Below are 19,766 nucleotides of genomic sequence, written 5' to 3'. Positions count from 1 at the left end.
CGGTAATCGCAAAAACGCTTCTCTACCGGAAGACAGTGTTTCGGAAGGTCAAGCGACCCGAAAGCTGCAATTGCTTGCGCGAACCCCAGCTTGCCGCTAACCAGACATCATGAACGGATCTGAAATTTACCACCGGCTGATCGGCCTTATTGAAGAGCGGGTCTTGAAACCCGGCGACCGATTGCGCGAGGCAGACCTGGCGGAAGAATTCGGCGTCTCCAGAACGCCGATCCGCGAAGGCCTGAAACGGCTTGAGGCCCAGGGCCTCGCCGTGCACGAGCCCAACCGTGGCATGGTGGTGCCGACCCTTGATCATGGCCAGATCAACGAAGTCTACTTCATGCGGGAAGTTCTGGAAGGAACGGCCGCCGGACTTGCCGCCAAGCATGCGTCAAAGCCGGAAGTGGAGATCCTGCAGGATCTGGTCAGCGCCGATCGCAAGCGCATTGCGGATAAGGACAGCCTAGTGCGCTCGAACCGGGAGTTTCACCGCCGCCTGTGCCTGGCCTCGCACAATCGCTATCTGGTCGACCAGATCGACCACCTGCGCCTGTCGCTCATCCTGATGGCGGGCACGACGCTGGATACGCCGGAAAGGCGCGAAACGGCGGTCGAGGAACATGCCGCAATCGTTGACGCTATTTCACGGGGCGACTGTGCCGCAGCAGAAGCTGCTGCCCGGCTTCACATAGCGCACGCACACAAGACCCGGCTGCAGCAGATCTGATCAGCCGGTCAGCAGACCGTTTGCCGAGCGCGTTAACAACATCAGTGCCGCGACAACCAGAACGGTGAATGTGAGAGCCATGCCTGCAATCCGGAACCTGAGCGGCTCCGGTTCCTGGCTGACGCTGTAGGCGTGCAGGGCCCTGCCGGTGAAAAGACCCACCCCCAGAGCCCAGAGCAGCCAGGGCGTGGCGCCCGTCAGCTCCAGAAGCAGCATGAGTATCAGCCCCAGCGGGGTATATTCTGCAAAGTTGCCGTGGGCGCGCATGCGTCGTTGCAAACCGCCATGGCCGCCATCGCCGAGGCCGATGCGTTCGCTCTTGCGCACGCCGATCACCCGAACACTCAGGAAAATGTAAAGCAGCGTCAGCAGGCCCGCGAAAAGCGGGGTGATGTAAAGCGCCATGTCGGCCCCTTGAAAGAGAGAGCCGGCGGCGCAGGTTCTGGCCGCCGGGGATGTTCAGCTTACGACGGGCGGGAAAAGGCGGATCAGCATTCCACGATATTGACGGCCAGCCCGCCCTTCGAGGTTTCCTTGTACTGCTCCATCATGTCCATGCCGGTCTGGCGCATGGTCTCGATGCAGCCGTCCAGCGGCACGAAATGCGAACCGTCGCCACGAAGCGCCAGAGAGGCAGCAGTAACAGCCTTGACCGCACCAAGGGCATTACGCTCGATGCAAGGGACCTGCACCAGGCCTGCAATCGGGTCGCAGGTCATGCCGAGATGGTGTTCCAGGGCGATTTCCGCCGCATTCTCGATCTGCTCGTTGGTGCCGCCAAGCGCTGCGCACAAACCGGCAGCCGCCATGGCAGAGGCCGAGCCGACTTCTCCCTGACAGCCAACTTCGGCACCAGAGATCGAGGCGTTGGCCTTGATGATGCCGCCAACGGCAGCCGCCGTCAGCAGGAAGGTCCTGATGCCGGCCTGGTCCGCGCCGGGGCAATGATCGAGGTAATAGCGGGTCACCGCCGGAATGACCCCGGCAGCACCATTGGTCGGGGCCGTGACGACACGGCCTCCGGCAGCGTTTTCCTCGTTGACGGCCATAGCGTAAACGCCGAGCCAGTCGACCACGTTGTGCTCGAAAGGCGGGTTCGTGCGGCCTTCACGAATGAGCTTTTGGTAGATATCTGCGGCGCGGCGTTTCACTTTCAGGCCGCCGGGCAGAATGCCGGTCTGGGAAATGCCGCGGTTGATGCACGAATCCATGGCCGACCAAAGACGGTCGATGCCTTCTTCCACTTCAGCCTGAGGCTTGTCGCTGCACTCGTTGCGCAGCTTCATCTCGGCAATGGAAAGCTCGGCTTCCCGGCCCATCTCCAGCATCTGTTTGGCATTGGCAAAGGGAAATGGCACATCCTGCTTGGCAAGCTCGTTGACCGGTTCGTTGCTGGTCTTGCGCAATTCGGATTCGCTGACCACGAAACCGCCGCCGATGGAATAATAGACAAAGGTGTCGATGACGGCGCCGGCAGCATCCAGCAGATGGAAGGTCATGCCATTGGCGTGCAGCGCCAGCGGAGGGCCATAGTCGAAGATGACATCCCGGGACGGTTCGAAATGCAACTCCGGCAGGCCGTCTATTTTCAGCTTCCTGGTCTGCTCCAGCTCTTCCAGCATCGGGTCGACCTTGTCCGGATCGATGGAATCGGGCCTGGCTCCCAGCAGGCCGAGACACACGGCCTTGTCCGTGGCGTGGCCCTTGCCGGTGAAGGCAAGCGAGCCATGCAGGGTGACGGTCAGCCGTGTCGCACGGTTTTCCGCACCGGACAGGCCCCGCACCCGGTCAAGGTAACGGTGAACGGCAACCATCGGGCCAACCGTGTGAGAACTGGACGGCCCGATGCCGATTTTGAAAATGTCGAAGACGCTGATGAACATCTCTTGAACCGCATATGTCAGATGCACCGGCCCTGCCGGCGCTTTGAGGTCACGCTAACAGATAGCGCCCGGATGTCCTCCATTCAAACGGGCATTTTTGTGTTATTTGCGACATGCGGCTGAAACAGACGTTTTCCCGTGCGGGTTAGAACCGGATCAAACGGTTCGCGGAAACAGTTGTTTGCGAAATGCCCCTTTGATAGCGTGCCGCTTCTTTTCAAATGCAACTATCCGACACAAGAGCTACTCATGACCTCGCAGCACCCGGCCGACACGGCAGATGTTCTGGCTTCCAAAAAACAGGCGTTTCAAATCCCCGACGGGGTCATCTATCTGGATGGCAATTCGCTTGGTGTGCTGCCGAAACACGTGCCTGCCCGCATTGCGCAGGTAATCAACGAGGAATGGGGCAACAGCCTGATCCGGGCCTGGAACACCCACAGCTGGATCGACCTTCCCGCCCGCACAGGTGACCGCATCGGCAAGTTGATCGGCGCACCGGCAGGGACGGTCGTCGCCTGCGACAGCACCTCTGTCAATGTGTTCAAGGTCCTTTCCGCAGCCCTGGCACTGCGGCCGATGCGCAAGGTCATCCTATCCGACAATGGCAACTTCCCGACCGATCTATATGTCGCCTCCGGCCTGAAGCAATTGCTCGACAAGGGACATGAACTGAAGGTTGTCGATCCGGAAGCGGTGAAGGACGCCATTGGTGAAGACGTGGCGGTGGTGATGCTGACGCAGGTCGACTACCGCACCGGCCGGGTTCATGACATGGCGGATATCACCCGCGCGGCCCATGAAGCAGGTGCCCTGGCGATGTGGGACCTTGCCCACTCTGCCGGTGCGATCCCGGTCGATCTTCACGGGGCTGGAGCGGATTTTGCCGTTGGTTGCGGATACAAGTATCTGAATGGAGGCCCGGGTGCTCCGGCATTTCTGTATGTCGCCCCCGAGCACCAGGACAAGGTCACCTCGCCGCTGACCGGCTGGATGGGGCATGAGGCCCCCTTCGCGTTCGATCTCGACTACAGGCCGGTTTCCGGCATCAGCCGGATGACGGTCGGAACGCCCGCCATTCTTGCGCTTTCGAGCCTTCATGCGGCCCTTGACGTCTTCGAGGACGTCGACATGGCGGACATCCGCCGCAAGTCCGTTTCACTCAGCGAGTTGTTCATCGCTGAAGTCGAGGCCAAGTGCCCGCAACTGGAACTGGCCAGCCCGCGGGATCCGAATGCCCGCGGCAGCCAGGTCTCGTTCCGTTTCAAGGAAGGTTACGCCGTCATGCAGGCGCTGATCGACCGCGGCGTGATCGGTGATTTCCGGGCACCTGACGTGATGCGCTTCGGCTTCACGCCGCTGTACCTGTCGCATCAGGACATTGTCGATGCGGTTGAGATCCTGAAGGATATTCTGGATACGGAAAGCTGGAACCGGCCGGAGTTCAAGACCCGCGCAAAGGTCACATAGCCGCGACGCGAACCTGGGCCTGCAGCATGTCGATAAACTGCTGTTCGGGCACCGGTTTGGAATAGAGGAAGCCCTGGAAACGGTTGCAGCCGTTTTCAGACAGCCAGGCCCGCTGTTCAACGGTTTCCACCCCTTCGGCGACAACGCTGGCATCAAGCGCTGATGCCAGCGACAGGATCAGCTTCACGATGGCGCCGCCGGTGGCAATGTCGTTCATGAACATCCGGTCGATCTTGATACCGTCGATCGGATAGTTGTGCAGATAGGCCAGGTTGGAATAGCCGGTGCCGAAGTCGTCGATAACGATCCGGTAGCCGGCAGCTTTCAGCTTCGTCAGGGATTCGTAGGCATGCGGAATATCGCCAAGCAGAACGCTTTCGGTGATTTCCAGCGAGATGTCGTTCGCATTGCAGCCGGTTTCCTTCGGCAGGCTCTGCATGCGTGCAACAAACGTGGGGTCCGAAAGCTGCTTCGGTGAGACATTCATCGACAGCGGTACGGAAACGTTCAGCAACTTGAGCCCGGACTGCATGTAGGCAACATTTCGGCTGACCCAGGTGCCGATCTCGTTGATGAGGCCCGTTTCCTCGGCAACCGGCACGAAGTCATCGGGACTGACCAGGCCTTTTTCGGGGTGCTGCCAGCGCAACAGGGCCTCGGCGCCGACAACACGTTGGGTGCGGGTGCAGGCAATCGGCTGGTAATACAGCAGGAATTCATTCTCGCGGATTGCCCGTTCGAGATCCTTCTTCAGGGACATGTGCTTGTCCCGGAGTTTGCGCATGAATTCCTTGTAGCGGACGCATTTGTTCTTCCGCTCCGACTTGGCCTGATAAAGCGCAAGGTCCGCATGACGCATGAGCTGGTCGATGTCCGTACCGTCGGCCGGATAATGGGCATAGCCGATGCTCAGTCCGACATGACGAGGCTTGCCCTCAATCAGATGCGGACTGGTAAAGGCCTGCAGCAGCGCCTGTCCGAACCAGTCCGGTCGCGGGCTTTCGGGCGAGGACAGGTGGCAGATCAGAAATTCGTCGCCGCCAAGACGGGCGACAATGTCGTTGTTTCCGGCCAGATCCTTCAGTTTGGATGCAACAAGCTGCAGAAGATGGTCGCCTGCAGCATGGCCAAGCGTGTCGTTGACCATCTTGAAGTCGTCCAGATCCACGAGATAAAGCGTTGCGATCAGGTTGTTGTCCTTCGCAGTCTGCCTCACATGCGACAGGCGTTCCTTCAGATAGGTCCGGTTCGACAGCCCTGTCAGCGCATCATGGCTTGCAAGATACTGGGCGCGTTCCTTGGTCTGGTGAAGCTCCGTGACATCAATCTCGCTCAGCAGAAAGGCAGGCTTTCCTGTTACGGCGTCGTGGCAGCGGCGTATGGTGATTTCGTGCCAGCGCAGGCCGTCGCTCGTCCGGACCTCCGCCACGAACTTGGTCGTGGCTTTCTCCGTGAGGACGCCCATCACGTTCTTGGCGAGAACCTGATCGATGAAATGATCCCACAAGGTGCACGCGAGATCGGTGCAGGCTGCCCTCGCGGCCGTGTTGCGGTAAAGAGGTTGTCCGTCTTCGGAGAACAGCGAGATCATCACTGTGGTGTGCATCAGCGCTTCGGCGCTTCGGAGCGTTTCCGGCTGTTGCTCGTGATGTGGTCGGCCTTCGCACAGCAGCGCCATGCGGCCATCATTCAGCCGGATGCCGCTCATGACAACCTGCAGGACCTCGGCCTTGCCTTTCGGATAAAGTGTCCAGATCTCCGAAAAGCTCACGTCGTGTTTGGTGAAATCCTGCTGGTACTGCCGCAGACGCTGTTCAACCGAATGGGACATGTCAGAGCCCATGTCGCGTGCTCGCAGCTCTTCCAGCGATTCGGCATCGGTAATCTCAAGCGCCTTGCGATTGGCCCACACAATGCATTTGTTGTCGAAATCGAAAATCCAGATACCGGTGTCGAGACGATCGTAAATCGAAAAGATCAGCTCCTGATCCACCCTGCCGTCATCGAGTGTAAAAGGCAGGGACGCTTTCCTTTTTTCGGTTGCCCGCTGCGTCTGGGAAAGATCGGACATGTGTGACAGGGTCGTTCTCCGGGATGAACGCATTCGAAATCAAAAATCATGACGGACGAAGCCGCCAGTTCGTGTCTGGCAACGCAAATTTGCAACTTTGCAGAAGTGTAAGGAACGTGAATATATCATTCAATTTAAAATCGGGAAAACCGCTGACAAACTTAACGAGATCTGGTGATACTTTCAGTTTCTGAATTTAGAATAGTGCCGATAGATAAAACTTGCATCAAACGCCAACAGATTGTTGTGCGACACCTTGGATGCCGGATTTGAGCTTTCCCCGATTGCAAAAGGCCGTATCGCGCTGGTTTTGCGCCAACTGACTGCCTGTCGCCGGCGTGTCCGCTCAGCTTTACAACACTTGCCAGCCATGGTTGTTTCAAACTGTCTGAAACGCGGCAATTGCCCTTCAGCAGGATATTTCAAGATGACGGATCTGTTCGACATCACGCCGCCCGTGCGGCCGGGTATGGCGGTCTATCCCGGCGACGCGCCTTATCGCAGCTCCTGGACGGCGACGATCTCAGAGGACTGCCCGGTGAATGTCGGCGAGTTTTCCATGTCGAGCCATTGCGGAGCCCATGCCGATGCACCCCTGCACTACGACCCGGACGGTCTGACGATCGATCAGCTTGATCTGCATGATTTCGTCGGACCGGCCCGGCTGATCGATGCACGCGGTTCCGGTCCGCTTTGCCAGCCCGGAGAGCTGGAAGCGTTCCTTGAAGGCTGCCCGTCCCGAGTGCTTGTGCGGCTTGCCGAAGAACGAGACGTTACGGTCTGGCCGGCAGGCTACAGGGCTCTGGCACCGGAAACCATGAGCCTGCTGGCGGACGCCGGTGTCAAGTTGATCGGCGTGGATGTGCCCTCCGTCGACCCGGATCCTTCCGAAACCCTGCCCAGTCACGGGATCGCCCGTTCCCGTGACATGCTGATTCTGGAAAATCTTGCTCTTTCTGCGGTGGAACCCGGTGATTATGAGTTGATTGCGCTGCCAATGAAGTTAGAAGGGCTGGACGCCGCGCCGGTTCGGGCCATTTTGCGCCCGCTCCGCTAATCCCGGGAAACGGGAAAGCGCGGCCGGAATAAGAAAAAGACTGACCGTTGGGAGCGGCAAGGAGCGTGAATGCTGGAGCTTGATCAGCTCGTTATGGATTTCAGCGGATTCCGGGCGGTGAATGGCTGCTCGTTCCGCGTCGAGGAAGGCAGTATCACCGGATTGATCGGCCCGAACGGGGCTGGCAAGACGACGCTTTTCAACCTGATCGCAGGGGCACTGCAACCGACAAGCGGACGCATCCGGTTTCTGGGCGAGGACGTCACCAGCCTGGCCAGCCATGAGCTGTTTCACAAGGGACTGGTGCGGACATTCCAGATCCCGCATGAATTTCACAAGCTGACGGCGCTGGAAAACCTGATGATGGTGCCGCCGTCTCAGCCGGGCGAAAGCCTGTTTTCCAATTGGCTCGCCTGGGGGCGGGTGAAGGCTGCCGAGGCCGAGGTCGAGAAAAAGGCCTATGAGACCCTGGCATTCCTGGAGCTGACGCACGTCGCGCACGAGCCGGCCGGCAACCTTTCCGGTGGCCAGAAGAAGCTTCTGGAACTGGGTCGCACCATGATGACCGATGCCAAGCTTGTGCTGCTCGACGAACCGGCGGCAGGCGTCAATCGCACCCTGCTGCGCAAGCTCGAGACCAAGATCGAGATCCTGAACAAGGAGCGCGGCTACACGTTCATCCTGATTGAACATGACATGGAAATGATCGAGAAACTCTGCGATCCCGTTGTGTGCATGGCCGAGGGAAGGGTGTTGATCCAGGGCGATTTCCAGACCGTGCGGTCCAATCCTCAGGTGCTGGAAGCCTACCTGGGCGAAACCACGGGAGATGCCGCATGACAGCGCTTCTTTCCATGGACGGCATCACCGGAGGCTATGGTGACGCCGACATCCTTCAGGACGTCTCCATGCACGTGGATGCGGACGAGATCGTCGTCATCGTCGGCCCGAATGGTGCCGGCAAGTCCACAGCCATGAAATCCGTTTTCGGTCTCCTGACCATCCGCGGCGGCCGCATGCTGTTCGACGGCGACGACATTACCAGTTGGGCTCCCAACCGCATCGTCCAGCGCGGCATCTGCTATGTCCCGCAGGTCGACAACATTTTCCGCGAGATGTCGATCCACGAGAACCTGGAAATGGGCGGCTTCCTGAAGAAGGGTGACCTCAGCGCTGCCTATGACCGGGTCTACACCCTGTTTCCGGACCTGAAGGAACGCCGCAAGACGCTTGCGGGGTCCCTGTCGGGCGGGCAGCGGCAGATGGTGGCGATGGGCCGGGCGCTGATGCTCGATCCGAAGCTTCTGCTTCTCGACGAACCGACCGCCGGGCTTTCGCCCAAATACATGGAACAGATCTTCCAGATCTGCCGGGACGTGCGCGACACCGGTGTTGCCATTCTCCTGGTGGAGCAGCACGCCAAGCAGGCGCTTGCCTTTGCCGACCGGGGCTATGTCCTGGCCGCCGGCAAGAACCGCCACGAAGGCAGCGGTGCCGACCTCTTGGCCGACCGTGAAGTCGCTGAAATGTTCCTGGGGGGCTGAGCGGTATGGATTTTCTTGAGCTCATCAATTTCTACGTCATTCCGGGCATCGTGCTCGGCTCGATCTATGCACTTGGCGCCGTTGGCATCACGCTGATCTTCGCCATCCTGCGCTATGCCCATCTGGCGCATGGTGATCTGGCGACGCTTGGTGCCTTCATTGCGCTGGCGGTTGTCACCGGTCTTGGGATCTCGCCACTGCTGGCCCTGCCGATCGCCATCATCGCAACCGCCGCCGTTGCCGTCGGCATCGACAAGGTGTTCTATGAACATCTGCGCGAGCGGCCGAAAATCGTCACCGTGATGGCCTCACTCGGCATAGCGCTTATGATCCGCGCCGTGGTGCAGGTGGTCTGGGGTGTCGATACGGAAACCTATTCCCGCGGTATCGTCCGTCCGGAAAATTATTTCGGCCTGCGCATCCGTGACCGCGAAATCCTGACGGTCATCGCCATGTTAGCGCTTGTCGGCGGACTGCAGCTGTTCCTGACCCGCTCCAAGTGGGGCAAGGCCATGCGCGCCATGTCGGACAACCCCAATCTGGCTTTGCTCTCTGGCATCGACAACAAGAAGGTCGTGATGCTGACCTGGGTGATCGCAGGTGGTCTGTGTGCTGCCTCCGGTGTCTTCCTCGGCCTCAACACGGAACTGAAGTCGCTGATGGGCTGGCAGATGCTGCTGCCGATGTTCGCTGCCGCCATCCTGGGCGGGGTCGGCCGGATCGAGGGTGCCGTGCTTGGCGGGTTGATCGTCGGCATTGCCGAGGAGTTGTCGGTTCTGGTGATCCCGAGCGAATACAAGGCCGCAATGGCCTTCGCCATCCTGTTGTTCATGCTGCTTGTGCGCCCGACCGGGCTGCTCAAGGGCAAAGTGCTATAAGGGGAGGGAGAGAAAGTGGAATATCTCGGTCTTCTCAACTACGCCCTCTTCATGGCGATCTTCATCGGCATCTACGCGCTGCTGGCGCTGGGGCTCAACATCCAGTGGGGCTTTGCCGGTCTGTTCAACGCCGGCATTGCCGGGTTCTTCGCAGTTGGCGCCTATACCTCCGCGATTCTGACGACAGAACATGCCGACGGCCGTATCGGCGGCTTTGACATGCCGTTCTTCGTCGGCTGGATCGGAGCGATGCTTGCCGCAGCTCTCGTGGCCTGGCCTATCGGCAAGATCTGTCTGCGGTTCCGCTCCGACTATCTGGCGATTGCCTCCATCGGGATTGCGGAAATCATTCGACTTGTGGTCAAGTCCGAACCGGTGCTGACCAATGGTGCCCGCGGTATTTCCGGTATTCCGCGCCCTGCGGCGGAGTTTCCGTCACTGGCGCAGGAAAGCGCATACATGGCGTCTCAGGCTGCCTATCTTGCCATTGTCATTGTCGTTCTGATTGCGGCTTACCTGCTGGTCGAGCGCCAGTTCAACGCGCCCTGGGGCCGCATGATGCGCGCCATCCGCGACAATGAAGGCGCCGCCAAGGCCATGGGCAAGGATGTCGAGTTCCGCCGTCTGCAGGCCTTCATTTTCGGCTCGGCCCTGATGGGGCTGGGTGGTGCGCTGTTCGCGCATTTCAACCGCTCGATCACCCCGGAAGCCATCGACCCGATGGTCGCGACCTTCCTGGTCTGGATCATGCTGATCCTTGGAGGCTCCGGCAACAACCGCGGCGCCATTCTGGGAGCTGCGGTGGTCTGGATCATCTGGTCGATGTCGGAAATCGCAACTGATCGCCTGCCGACGGAATATGCCATCCAGGCCAAATATATTCGCCTGTTCCTGATCGGCCTGATGCTGCAGCTGGTGCTGCGCTTCCGGCCGGAAGGCCTGCTGCCGGAACCGCTGAGAGGCGACCGGCGTGCAACAAGATCCGGTGCGGATCACACTTAGATCCGTTCCTCAGGCTAGCTTCCCGGTATCGGGAGGCGGAGCCTCGAAAATCCAAAGTCCCGGCGAAGACCGGAATAATGAGGAGGTACTTTGATGAAAACCAAGATTCTCGCGCTTGCAGCCGGTCTGATGACCGCAACCGCGCTGGCATCCGTGCCGGCAAAGGCCGATGTCAAGATCGGCTTGCTCGGTGGCATCTCCGGCCCGATCGCAGCCATGGCTCCGGCCATGATCGACGCCGCGCAGCTGGCCTTTCAGCAGGTCAACGAGCAGGGCGGCATCGGCGACGGCGAAAAGCTGGTCGGCGTTGTCGGCGACAGCGCCTGCAATCCGCAGAACGGCACTGACGCCGCAACCAAGGCCGTGAACATCGAAGGCGTCATCGGCGTCGTCGGTCCGCATTGCTCGGGCGCGGTTCTGGCTGCAGCCGGTTCCGTTACCATTCCGGCTGGTATCACCATGATCACGCCGTCCGGCACCTCGCCGGAAATCTCCACCCTCGACGACAAGGGCACCGTGTTCCGCACCGTGCCGTCCGACGACTATCAGGGCCGTGCACTGGCACGTACCCTGAAGGAGCAGGGCTACGAGAAGGTCGCCGTCGCTTACCTCAACAACGACTACGGCACCGGTCTTGCCAACGCGTTCAAGGCGGAATTCGTCGATGAACTCAGCGGTGAAATCACGCAGTTCGCAGCGCATGAGGAAGGCAAGGCCTCCTACCGTTCCAACCTTGCCGAACTCGCCAAGGGCGGCGCGGACACGCTGGTGATCTTCGACTACGGCGACGGCACCGGCCTCACCATCCTGCGTCAGGCTCTCGAAAACGGCTTCTTCGACAAGTTCGTCGGCGGCGACGGCATGAAGTCCGAAGCAGTCATCAACGAGCTGGGTGCCGAAAACCTGGCCACCTTTGTTTCGTCCTCGCCGGTTGGCGAACAGTCCGAATCCCTCGACATCTTCAACGAAGCTTTCAAGGGCATCGGCGGCGATCCGGATGCGATCTTTGCCACCACCTCCTATGACGCGGCGTTCCTGCTGGCGCTGGCGGTCGAAAAGGCCGGCGGCAAGAAGGAAGACGTTGCAGCGGCAATGGCCGAAGTCTCCAACGGCGAAGGTGAAGCGATCCGTCCGGGCGAGTGGAAGAAGGCCAAGGAACTGATCGCAGCCGGCACGGCCATCGACTACAAGGGCGCAGCCGGCGACCACAACTTCGATGAAAAGGGCGACGTCCCGGGCACCTACGCCCTTTGGGAAGTCGGTGCAAATGGCTTCGAAGTCCTGACCGAAATGAAATAAGCGACTTCGCAAGAAGCGTTTTTAAGAGACCGGCGACCTGAAAAGGTCGCCGGTTTTTCTGTTTCCATCGCTTCGGTTCCCCGTCATTCCGGACAAGTAAGGCAAAGCCGAACTCAGATCCGGAAACCAGACTTATTTCGCGCGCACGCGGCGCGGCTTCTTTTTCTGTCAAACAAGTGTTCGCTCATGCTCACGCTTACGCACTGGGTTCCGGATCGGCACGCAGCATTGGCTGCGCTTGTCCGGAAAGATGGAGGGGTAGAGAAAACAAGCTTACATCTCCCTTACCCCCTCCCGAAATTCCCGCTATACACCCCGCCATGCGTGATCTGGATGTTCTTGTGCTTGGTGGCGGTGCCGCGGGGCTGATGTGTGCGATTGAGGCGGCAAAGCGCGGGCGCAAGGTGCTCGTGATCGACCATGCCAGAAACCCGGCGGAGAAAATTCGCATTTCCGGCGGGGGGCGCTGCAACTTCACGAATATTCATTGTTCGCCGGCTAATTTCCTCTCCCGGAACCCGAGGTTCTGCGTCTCCGCGCTGAAGCGCTATACCCAGCAGGACTTCCTGAAACTGGTCGAAAAACACCGCATTTCCTGGCACGAGAAGACACTCGGCCAGCTCTTTTGCGACAACAGCGCCAAGGACATCATCCGGATGCTGCTGGCCGAGCTGGAAGCGGCCGGAGGCACGTTACAGCTGGAAACGGACATCAAGGCGATTGAAAAACCCGACGACCGGTTTTCCGTGTCAACGTCCAAGGGGCCGTTGCGGGCGGTATCGCTTGTTGTGGCGACAGGCGGGCCTTCGATCCCCAAGATGGGCGCGACCGGCTTCGGCTATGATCTGGCCAAGCGCTTCGGCCACAACGTGATTGCCCCGCGCGCGGCGCTGGTGCCGCTGACTTTTTCCGATACCAACAAGGAACTGTGCGGCCGGCTTGCCGGTGTTTCGGTGGATGCGGTCGTTTCGTTCCAGAAGACGTCGTTTCGCGAAGGCCTGCTCTTCACGCATCGGGGTCTGTCCGGGCCGTCGGTGCTGCAGATTTCGTCCTACTGGCAGGAAGGCAAGCCCATCTCGGTGAACCTGTCTCCCGAGGCCGACGTCTTCGAAGCCCTGCGGCAAGCCCGCCAGGACAACCCGAAACAGGATTTGAAGACCGCACTGGGGGGACTGCTGCCCAACAGGCTGGCTGACGAACTTTCGCAGGCGTTTGCCCTGAAAGGCCGTCTGGCCGACCAGTCGGACAAGGTCCTGCGCCGGGCGGCAGAGCAGTTGAACCGCTGGCAGCTGACGCCGGTTGGCACCGAAGGCTACCGCACGGCGGAAGTCACGCTTGGTGGCGTGGACACGAAGGAACTCTCCTCCAAGACCATGGAAAGCACGAAGGTGCCGGGCCTCTATTTCATCGGTGAGGTGGTCGATGTCACCGGCCATCTCGGCGGCTTCAATTTCCAGTGGGCCTGGGCGTCCGGTCATGCTGCCGGGCAGGTGGCCTGAGTTTCGTAATCATCAATTGGTAGAAGACTTTGCGCGGCGCAGCATTTTTTGATGATCGCCCCTCAAAGCTGGTTATAGTGGCTTGAAAGAAGGCTTGGAACCAAGCCGCTCTTTCACCGTTGCCTTGAGTGTCCTCTTCCCGCGGAAAAGGTCTGTGCCGGTGCGAAGTAACGGCAAATGGCTGACGTCCGGGGGGATGAATGAAGCGCGTAACGATCCACGATGTGGCCGAAACAGCGGGTGTCAGTCTGGCAACGGTTGATCGTGTCCTCAACGGGCGGCCGGGTGTCCGGAAGGTCACAATCGAAAAGGTCAAGCAGGCCGTCGAGGCGCTGAACTACAAACCGGATGTCTTTGCCGCCGGCCTTGCCAAGAAACGGGTCTACCGCCTGCACTTCCTCATTCCAAATGGCCCGAACGCCTTCATGGAAGACCTGACCCGCGAAGCGCTGTCCCACGCTGAAACCATGAGCGGTGACCGCATGCATGTGCATGTCGAGCCCATCGACGCCTTCGACGGGCACAGGGTGGCCGGTACACTTGCGATCCTCGACCGCTCGCAGTGCGACGGTGTCGCGGTGGTCGCGCCCGCGTTCCCGGAGGTTCAGGCAGCCATCGACCGGCTGCAGGACAGGGGGGTGCCCGTCGTGACGCTGGTCTCCGATCATCCTTCCTCCAGCCGCCAGCATTTTGTCGGCATCGACAACGTCGCCGCCGGGCGCACCGCCGGACGGTTGCTCGGTCGCTTCCTGCCCAGATCCCCGGCCAAAGTCGCCATCATTGCCGGATCGCTCGGCCTTCGCGATCATGCGGAGCGCTATCAGGGCTGTCGGGCGGTCATCGAGCAGGACTATCCCCATCTGGAATTGCTGAAGGTGCGCGAGGGGAGGGACGACAACGCCCGCAATGCGGACCTGATGCGAAAGCTTCTTGCGGAACATCCCGATCTTGCCGGGCTCTACAATATCGGCGCGGGCAACCGCGGCACGATTGCGGCCCTGAAGGAAAGCGGCCGCAGCCAGGGCATCGTCTTTGTCGGACACGAACTGACGCCCTATACGCGCGAAGCGCTTCAGGACGATGTGCTGGATGCGGTGATCGCGCAGGACCCGGGTCACGAGATCCGCAGCGCCATCCGCGTCCTGAAAGCGCTTTGTGATGGTGTGCCGATCATCGAAGGGCAGGAGCGTATCGGCATCGATGTGTTCCTGAAGGACAATCTGCCCGGGGATCTGGAGCCATCAGACACCGCCGAACAACCTGTCTGATCCCGGCAACGGGGCGTCTTTCCGGCATTCCTGCCAAAAAGTCGCCTCTCACACTCAAATTTTGAATTGACCTTTCAGATCGCGCACCTCATATCTATGGCATGCGTTTGACACAACAGACAAACTATGCCGTGCGCGCGCTGATGTACTGCGCCGTCAACCCGGACAAACCAAGCAAGGTCGCGGATATCGCGGCCAGCTTCGACATGTCCGAAACCCACCTGTTCAAGATCATGAAGGTTCTGGTCGATGCAAATCTGATCAAGACCATTCGTGGCCGGAACGGCGGGGTCATGCTGGCTCGTCCGGCAGAGAATATTTCGGTTGGCGAAGTTGTCCGCGCCGCTGAAGAAAGCTTCCTTCTTGCCGAATGTTTCGACAGTGGCCGCAAGGATTGCCCGCTCATCATGTCCTGCGGCTTCAATGGTCTGCTGCATGAAGCGCTGGAAGCATTCATGGAAGTTCTGGACGGCAAGTCTATTGCCGACCTTTCGGAAGACCGCTTCGGCATGCGCGATCTCCTGAAGATCGAAATGACCAAGGCTCCGATCGCGGCCAACGCCTAAGGTTTTTCGACGTAAAAAGTTTCGAAGGCGCCACCACCCGGTCGGCGCCTTTTTCGTTTCGTATGTCTCGAAATGTGACGATTGGTCGGGAAAAGGAAAGGCATGCCACGCGTCTTGCGCGGGCGCTCTCAAAGAAAAGGCCGGGCTGGCTTGCCGCTGAGGGAGAGGAGAGGGCGGTTGGCTGGCCTGGCATTTGTCACTCCGGTTGCCCGGAGGTCCTGTCTAATCCGAAACCAGAGGACGCGATTTCCGGTTCCGTTTCGATCAGGCATTGCCTTGATAGGAAAACTTGAGTATGAGTGTCAAGTATAAAGTTGAGTTTGAAACTCATCTTTTGATTCCGATGTCCCACCGCTCCGCTAAGAAACTGATTTTTTGAACAGTTTCAGGAGCAACACAAAGGCCAAGGACCGATTGCGCGCAATGACACCGACCGCCAACAGCCAGAAGCACCGCCTCTCCCTGGGTTCCAGCAGCCGCGCTACGCGCGCCTTTGCGGCAACACCGCCGCGTGAGCATAAATCGGAGCTCGACACGCGCGACCTGTTCAGCGGCCAGCGCCAGATCCAGATCCGCCACAACGACGAAACCTACCGTCTGTCGATCACCAAACAGGGCAAGCTGATCCTGACGAAATGATATTGCCGGGCTGACATCCCTTCCCTTTTGCGGGGAAGGGGTGCGGCAAAGGGAACGCCCTCTCTATAGACTGCGATATGCCCGGGCGCTCTCACCACAGCCTTTCGTTCTCCACCTTCAAGCCGTATCGATCAGAGCTTCTTCGGGTGCCGAATGGCGTTCGACGCGGATGGGTTGGCGCACGCCTGCGGCCTGGTGGAAATGTTCCAGCCGGCGGATGGTGGTGGGTGTCAGCATATGGCCGCGGGACAGAACCAGTTCGTGACCGGTTTCGGTCAAGGCGTCGTCGATCAGCACATCACCCGGCCGCAGAGAGCGTATGTAGCATTCGGCAACAAGTCTTTTGCGCTCCTCCGGCACGTCGTCCATCAGCGTTTCCTTGGCCAACTCCAGCAGCATCGGATCATATTTGCGCTTGTTGATGGTAAGCGCCTCGAAGGCCGCTGCATCCGGTCCGCTTTCCGGGCTTGCGTACCACAGATCCGTCAAGAGCTTGAGGATGCGGGCAATCATCGGGATTTCCTTGCCCGTCGGCCCGTCCTTTGGGAAACCCGAGCCGTCGAAACCTCGGCCGGATAGAAACAGGTATTCGGAAACTTTCTCCAGTTGCGGTATATTCTTCAAAAGATCCCGGGTCTGGTCCGGTGCCCGATCCAGGATATTCCGCTCCTGCTCGGTCAGGCCGCGTGCGGCACGGTAGCGGGCAAGGATCTGTTTCGGCAGCAACGCCTCGCCAAGCGGTGACAACATCACCGACATTTCCAGTTCCCAGGTTTTCTTCATGCCCAGGCGTTTGGCCAGCCGCAGGGCCTGTTTGCGAACCGTGCTCGTGCGCCGGAACGCTTCCGGATGGAAGAGCGCCAGCATGTCGATCAGCAGCTTGACGGATCCGGCAAGCGTCCGCTCCAGCAGCGCACGGTCCTTGGCGAGCTGAAAATGATGGGAAAGAGCTGTTTCCATGGCGCTGGCCAGATCTGTCGATTGACAGGGCTTTTCCAGATACATGAAGGCATGGGCCTCATTGAGCGTCTTCTTGATCGCATCTGCCGAGGTTTCCCGGGTCAGCATGACCCTCGCGGCTTGAGGCGCAATGGTCTCCGCTGCTCGCAGAAAGGCCGTTCCGCCACGGCCCGGCAGATTGAAACAGGAAAAAATGACGGCTGTGCCATGGTTCTGCTTCAGAAACTGCAATGCAGCTTCCGTTTCGGAAAAGCAGGCAACCCTCATGTGACTGCCGAACAGGCGTTCAAAGCCTGCCTGAACGTCCTTGTCCGGATCGGCAACGACTACCAGGTCCGTGCCTTTTTCCATTCACGGCTCCTTTCACAGGAAGCAGACCCGCCGGGAAAACTTCCGCAGGTACACCCCCTGGATGATATTCTCATGAGACTGATAACAAATACTTGCAATAATTCTCGACATACCAACACCGGTTCTGATGAAAATCGATGGTGGTCTTTGCAGCCCGCCTTGAACTATAAGGCCGCATGTTCGACGTCCTGATTGCCGGTGCCGGTCCGGCCGGTCTCTTTGCTGCGGAGCGCCTGTCCGAAAACGGGTATAGCGTTGTGGTTATCGACCGCATGCCTTCGCCCGCGCGCAAGTTCCTGATGGCTGGCCGCGGCGGCCTGAACCTGACCCACAGCGAAGACCTGACCGCGTTCCTCGCGCGCTACCGGCAGGCCGAACCCTTTTTGGCGCCCTTGATCCAGGAATTTCCGCCCGAAACGCTGCGGCGCTGGTGCGAAGACCTTGGCGAAGAAACCTTTGTCGGCAGCAGCGGACGGGTTTTCCCGAAATCCATGAAGGCGTCCCCCTTGCTGCGCGCCTGGCTGCGCCGGCTGGATGCCAATGGCGTCCGCCTGCTGACCCGGCATGCACTTTGTGCCATTGAAGGAGACGGACCGCTTCAACTCAGGACACGGGATGAAACTGCCGCCGAAGACACTGAAGGTGAAGGCGCCCTGCAATCCCTCACTGCGCGTGCCTGCCTTCTGACCATGGGTGGTGCAAGCTGGCCGAAGCTCGGTTCCAACGCCGCGTGGGTGCCGATGCTGGAAGAACGCGGTGTTCGCATCAACCGGTTCCAGCCGGCAAATTGCGGCTTTCAGACTGGCTGGAGCGATTTCCTGAAAGAACGGTTTGCCGGTACGCCGCTCAAACGTATCGCCCTGTCCCATGGCGGGAAAAGGGTGCAGGGGGAGGCGGTCTTGACGGCTCAGGGCCTTGAAGGCGGTGCCGTCTACGCCTTGTCCGCCGAACTGCGTGAAACAATCAACGAAACCGGTTCGGCGACACTGCACATCGACCTGCGGCCGCAGGACGAAGTTGACGAATTGGCAGCGAAACTCTCAAGACCCCGAGGCAAGCAGTCTGCAGCCACGTTTCTCAAGAAGGTCCTTCGGCTGAGCCACGTTGAAATGGCGCTGCTGCGCGAAGCCGGCGATGTCCCTTCCAATCCGGAAAGCCTCGCACGCTGTATCAAGGCCGTTCCCGTTATTCTGGACGCGCCCTATTCCATCGACCGGGCGATCTCTTCCGCCGGAGGCATCGCGCTGGACGAACTGGACGAAGGCATGATGCTCAAGAAGATGCCGGGCATCTTTGCCGCGGGTGAAATGCTGGACTGGGAAGCTCCGACAGGCGGCTATTTGCTGCAGGCGTGTTTTGCGACAGGTGCCCGGGCAGCAAACGGCATCGCGGCCTTTCTCCAAAGCTCGAAAGGAGAGCAAACAACATGACCGTGCTCTACATCGACGCCGATGCCTGTCCGGTGAAGGACGAGGCCGTTCGCGTGGGCGAGCGCCACAATGTTGAGATCAAGTTCGTTTCCAACAGCTGGATGCGGCTTCCCGAAGGCGATCTGATCGAGCGGGTTGTCGTTCCTGAAGGGCCGGACGAAGCCGACAACTGGATCGCGGAACGTGCTGTGGCGGGTGATGTGGTCGTGACGGCCGATGTGCCGCTTGCGGCACGCTGTGTGAAGGCGGGCGCTCTTGTCATCGGTCCGACAGGCAAGCCGTTTCGCGAGGATGCCATCGGCATGCGCCTTGCCATGCGGGATCTCAACACGCATCTGCGTGAAATCGGCGAGATCCGCGAAAGCGGGCCTGGCTTCACGAAGGCCGACAGATCGCGCTTTCTGAACCAGCTTGAGACCACCATGCGCGCGGCGAAACGTATATCCCCCTAGGGCCAGACACATAAATCCTTCCTGGCGACATCGGTGTTCCAACAAAAATCTCCCTGCAAGGAGGGGAGGAAACCCTTGCAGGGAGTGGCCGGTGGCCTTTTCAGGCCGGTTATGGCCCGGCGAAGTTGGAAACTGCCTTACTGGCAGAAGCGGTACTGTCCGGAATAGGACAGGAAGTAGCCGGTGTTCGGATTGAACGAACGATACTTGCGGCTGCAGTAGTTGTACCAGGCGGGGCTCCACGGAGCCGGGCGGTAGATGACCGGGGCCGGAGCCGGTGCCGGATAGTAGGCCGGTGGGGCCGGATAGTAGGCCGGGGGCGGAGCGACATAACGCGGCTGGGAAAGTGCTGACCCGAGGATCGCCCCGGCGGCAAGGCCGCTGGCGACGCCGACACCGACCTGCCAGCCCTTGGCGGCATGTGCGGGTGTGGCCTGAGAGGTCAGTGTGACGCCGGCAACAAGAGCCAGCGCAGAGGCGGTAACTGCAAACTTCTTGAACATGACGGTGTCCCTTCCAGTGTCGTGAGGCCCTGCTGTCCGCCTCAACTCATGAGACGAAACTAACCCGCCCCCCGGTCGGGCTCTGTGACTGGTGTCACAAGCTGTCACTTTGTCACCGGAACAGGATTTATCGGCTTTGTGGCCTCGGTTTGACCACTGCAAAAATC

Annotated in this window: 19 protein-coding genes; 14 read left to right on the top strand and 5 right to left on the bottom strand. The window is 59.8% G+C overall.

Features of this window, described 5'->3' with window-relative positions; genetic code table 11:
- The first annotated feature begins 109 nt into the window (after positions 1-109).
- Complete coding sequence (locus HCG46_RS11990; RefSeq protein ID WP_023002238.1) at positions 110-727, top strand: GntR family transcriptional regulator; 618 nt, start codon at positions 110-112, stop codon at positions 725-727.
- On the opposite strand, the gene HCG46_RS11985 is transcribed toward HCG46_RS11990, so the two are convergent.
- Together HCG46_RS11985 and HCG46_RS11980 are read right to left on the bottom strand one after the other, a co-directional pair.
- Positions 728-1,132 (bottom strand): MAPEG family protein, encoded by a 405-nt coding sequence (locus HCG46_RS11985; protein WP_023002237.1) that lies wholly within the window; start codon positions 1,130-1,132, stop codon positions 728-730. It lies immediately after the preceding gene.
- A gap of 83 nt (positions 1,133-1,215) precedes the next feature.
- The gene (locus HCG46_RS11980; protein WP_031269831.1) at positions 1,216-2,610 is read right to left on the bottom strand and encodes an L-serine ammonia-lyase; all 1,395 of its coding nucleotides are present in this window, start codon (positions 2,608-2,610) and stop codon (positions 1,216-1,218) included.
- A 249-nt stretch (positions 2,611-2,859) separates the two neighbouring features.
- On the opposite strand from HCG46_RS11980, the gene kynU reads away from it, so the two are divergent.
- Positions 2,860-4,080, top strand: coding sequence for a kynureninase (gene kynU / locus HCG46_RS11975; RefSeq protein ID WP_168686378.1), 1,221 nt, complete (start codon positions 2,860-2,862; stop codon positions 4,078-4,080).
- Here the strand turns inward: kynU and HCG46_RS11970 are convergent.
- The gene (locus HCG46_RS11970) at positions 4,073-6,151 is read right to left on the bottom strand and encodes a bifunctional diguanylate cyclase/phosphodiesterase (protein ID WP_168686377.1); all 2,079 of its coding nucleotides are present in this window, start codon (positions 6,149-6,151) and stop codon (positions 4,073-4,075) included. The genes kynU and HCG46_RS11970 overlap by 8 nt on opposite strands.
- 427 nt (positions 6,152-6,578) lie before the next feature.
- Here HCG46_RS11970 and kynB point away from each other — a divergent pair, with 427 nt between their 5' ends.
- From kynB to HCG46_RS11920, 10 genes are all read left to right on the top strand, one after another.
- A complete protein-coding gene (gene kynB / locus HCG46_RS11965; protein ID WP_168686376.1) occupies positions 6,579-7,208 on the top strand; it encodes an arylformamidase in 630 nt (209 codons plus the stop codon).
- Between the two features lie 69 nt (positions 7,209-7,277).
- Complete coding sequence (locus HCG46_RS11960; protein ID WP_168686375.1) at positions 7,278-8,048, top strand: ABC transporter ATP-binding protein; 771 nt, start codon at positions 7,278-7,280, stop codon at positions 8,046-8,048.
- Positions 8,045-8,752 (top strand): ABC transporter ATP-binding protein, encoded by a 708-nt coding sequence (locus tag HCG46_RS11955; protein WP_023002231.1) that lies wholly within the window; start codon positions 8,045-8,047, stop codon positions 8,750-8,752. Before HCG46_RS11960 ends, HCG46_RS11955 begins: the two co-directional genes overlap by 4 nt.
- A gap of 5 nt (positions 8,753-8,757) precedes the next feature.
- Entirely contained in the window at positions 8,758-9,630 is an 873-nt protein-coding gene (locus tag HCG46_RS11950) for a branched-chain amino acid ABC transporter permease (protein ID WP_075283563.1), read from the top strand.
- 15 nt (positions 9,631-9,645) lie between these two features.
- Positions 9,646-10,632: a branched-chain amino acid ABC transporter permease gene (locus HCG46_RS11945; RefSeq protein ID WP_023002229.1), complete on the top strand. Its 987-nt coding sequence runs from the start codon at positions 9,646-9,648 to the stop codon at positions 10,630-10,632.
- Between the two features lie 93 nt (positions 10,633-10,725).
- Positions 10,726-11,931 (top strand): ABC transporter substrate-binding protein, encoded by a 1,206-nt coding sequence (locus HCG46_RS11940; protein ID WP_055657548.1) that lies wholly within the window; start codon positions 10,726-10,728, stop codon positions 11,929-11,931.
- Positions 11,932-12,251: 320 nt separating this feature from the next.
- Complete coding sequence (locus tag HCG46_RS11935) at positions 12,252-13,430, top strand: NAD(P)/FAD-dependent oxidoreductase (protein ID WP_168686373.1); 1,179 nt, start codon at positions 12,252-12,254, stop codon at positions 13,428-13,430.
- 200 nt (positions 13,431-13,630) lie between these two features.
- Positions 13,631-14,698, top strand: coding sequence for a LacI family DNA-binding transcriptional regulator (locus HCG46_RS11930; RefSeq protein WP_168686371.1), 1,068 nt, complete (start codon positions 13,631-13,633; stop codon positions 14,696-14,698).
- 101 nt (positions 14,699-14,799) lie between these two features.
- A complete protein-coding gene (locus tag HCG46_RS11925) occupies positions 14,800-15,264 on the top strand; it encodes an Rrf2 family transcriptional regulator (protein ID WP_075283567.1) in 465 nt (154 codons plus the stop codon).
- 423 nt (positions 15,265-15,687) lie between these two features.
- The gene (locus HCG46_RS11920; protein ID WP_031269825.1) at positions 15,688-15,903 is read left to right on the top strand and encodes a hemin uptake protein HemP; all 216 of its coding nucleotides are present in this window, start codon (positions 15,688-15,690) and stop codon (positions 15,901-15,903) included.
- Positions 15,904-16,020: 117 nt separating this feature from the next.
- Here HCG46_RS11920 and HCG46_RS11915 read toward each other — a convergent pair whose 3' ends face one another.
- Complete coding sequence (locus HCG46_RS11915; RefSeq protein ID WP_075283568.1) at positions 16,021-17,214, bottom strand: HD domain-containing phosphohydrolase; 1,194 nt, start codon at positions 17,212-17,214, stop codon at positions 16,021-16,023.
- A gap of 176 nt (positions 17,215-17,390) precedes the next feature.
- On the opposite strand from HCG46_RS11915, the gene HCG46_RS11910 reads away from it, so the two are divergent.
- Together HCG46_RS11910 and HCG46_RS11905 are read left to right on the top strand one after the other, a co-directional pair.
- Entirely contained in the window at positions 17,391-18,644 is a 1,254-nt protein-coding gene (locus HCG46_RS11910; protein ID WP_168686369.1) for a TIGR03862 family flavoprotein, read from the top strand.
- Positions 18,641-19,096: a YaiI/YqxD family protein gene (locus tag HCG46_RS11905; protein ID WP_062490424.1), complete on the top strand. Its 456-nt coding sequence runs from the start codon at positions 18,641-18,643 to the stop codon at positions 19,094-19,096. The genes HCG46_RS11910 and HCG46_RS11905 overlap by 4 nt, the downstream gene beginning before the upstream one ends.
- A gap of 137 nt (positions 19,097-19,233) precedes the next feature.
- Here HCG46_RS11905 and HCG46_RS11900 read toward each other — a convergent pair whose 3' ends face one another.
- Positions 19,234-19,599 (bottom strand): BA14K family protein, encoded by a 366-nt coding sequence (locus HCG46_RS11900; protein WP_023002219.1) that lies wholly within the window; start codon positions 19,597-19,599, stop codon positions 19,234-19,236.
- Positions 19,600-19,766 lie beyond the last annotated feature (167 nt).

Origin of the sequence: Labrenzia sp. PO1 (assembly GCF_012273635.1) — a bacterium.
In the GTDB taxonomy this organism is placed as follows: domain Bacteria; phylum Pseudomonadota; class Alphaproteobacteria; order Rhizobiales; family Stappiaceae; genus Roseibium; species Roseibium algicola.
Note: the sequence above shows the minus strand (reverse complement) of the source record. Positions and strands in the feature narration are given on the sequence as shown.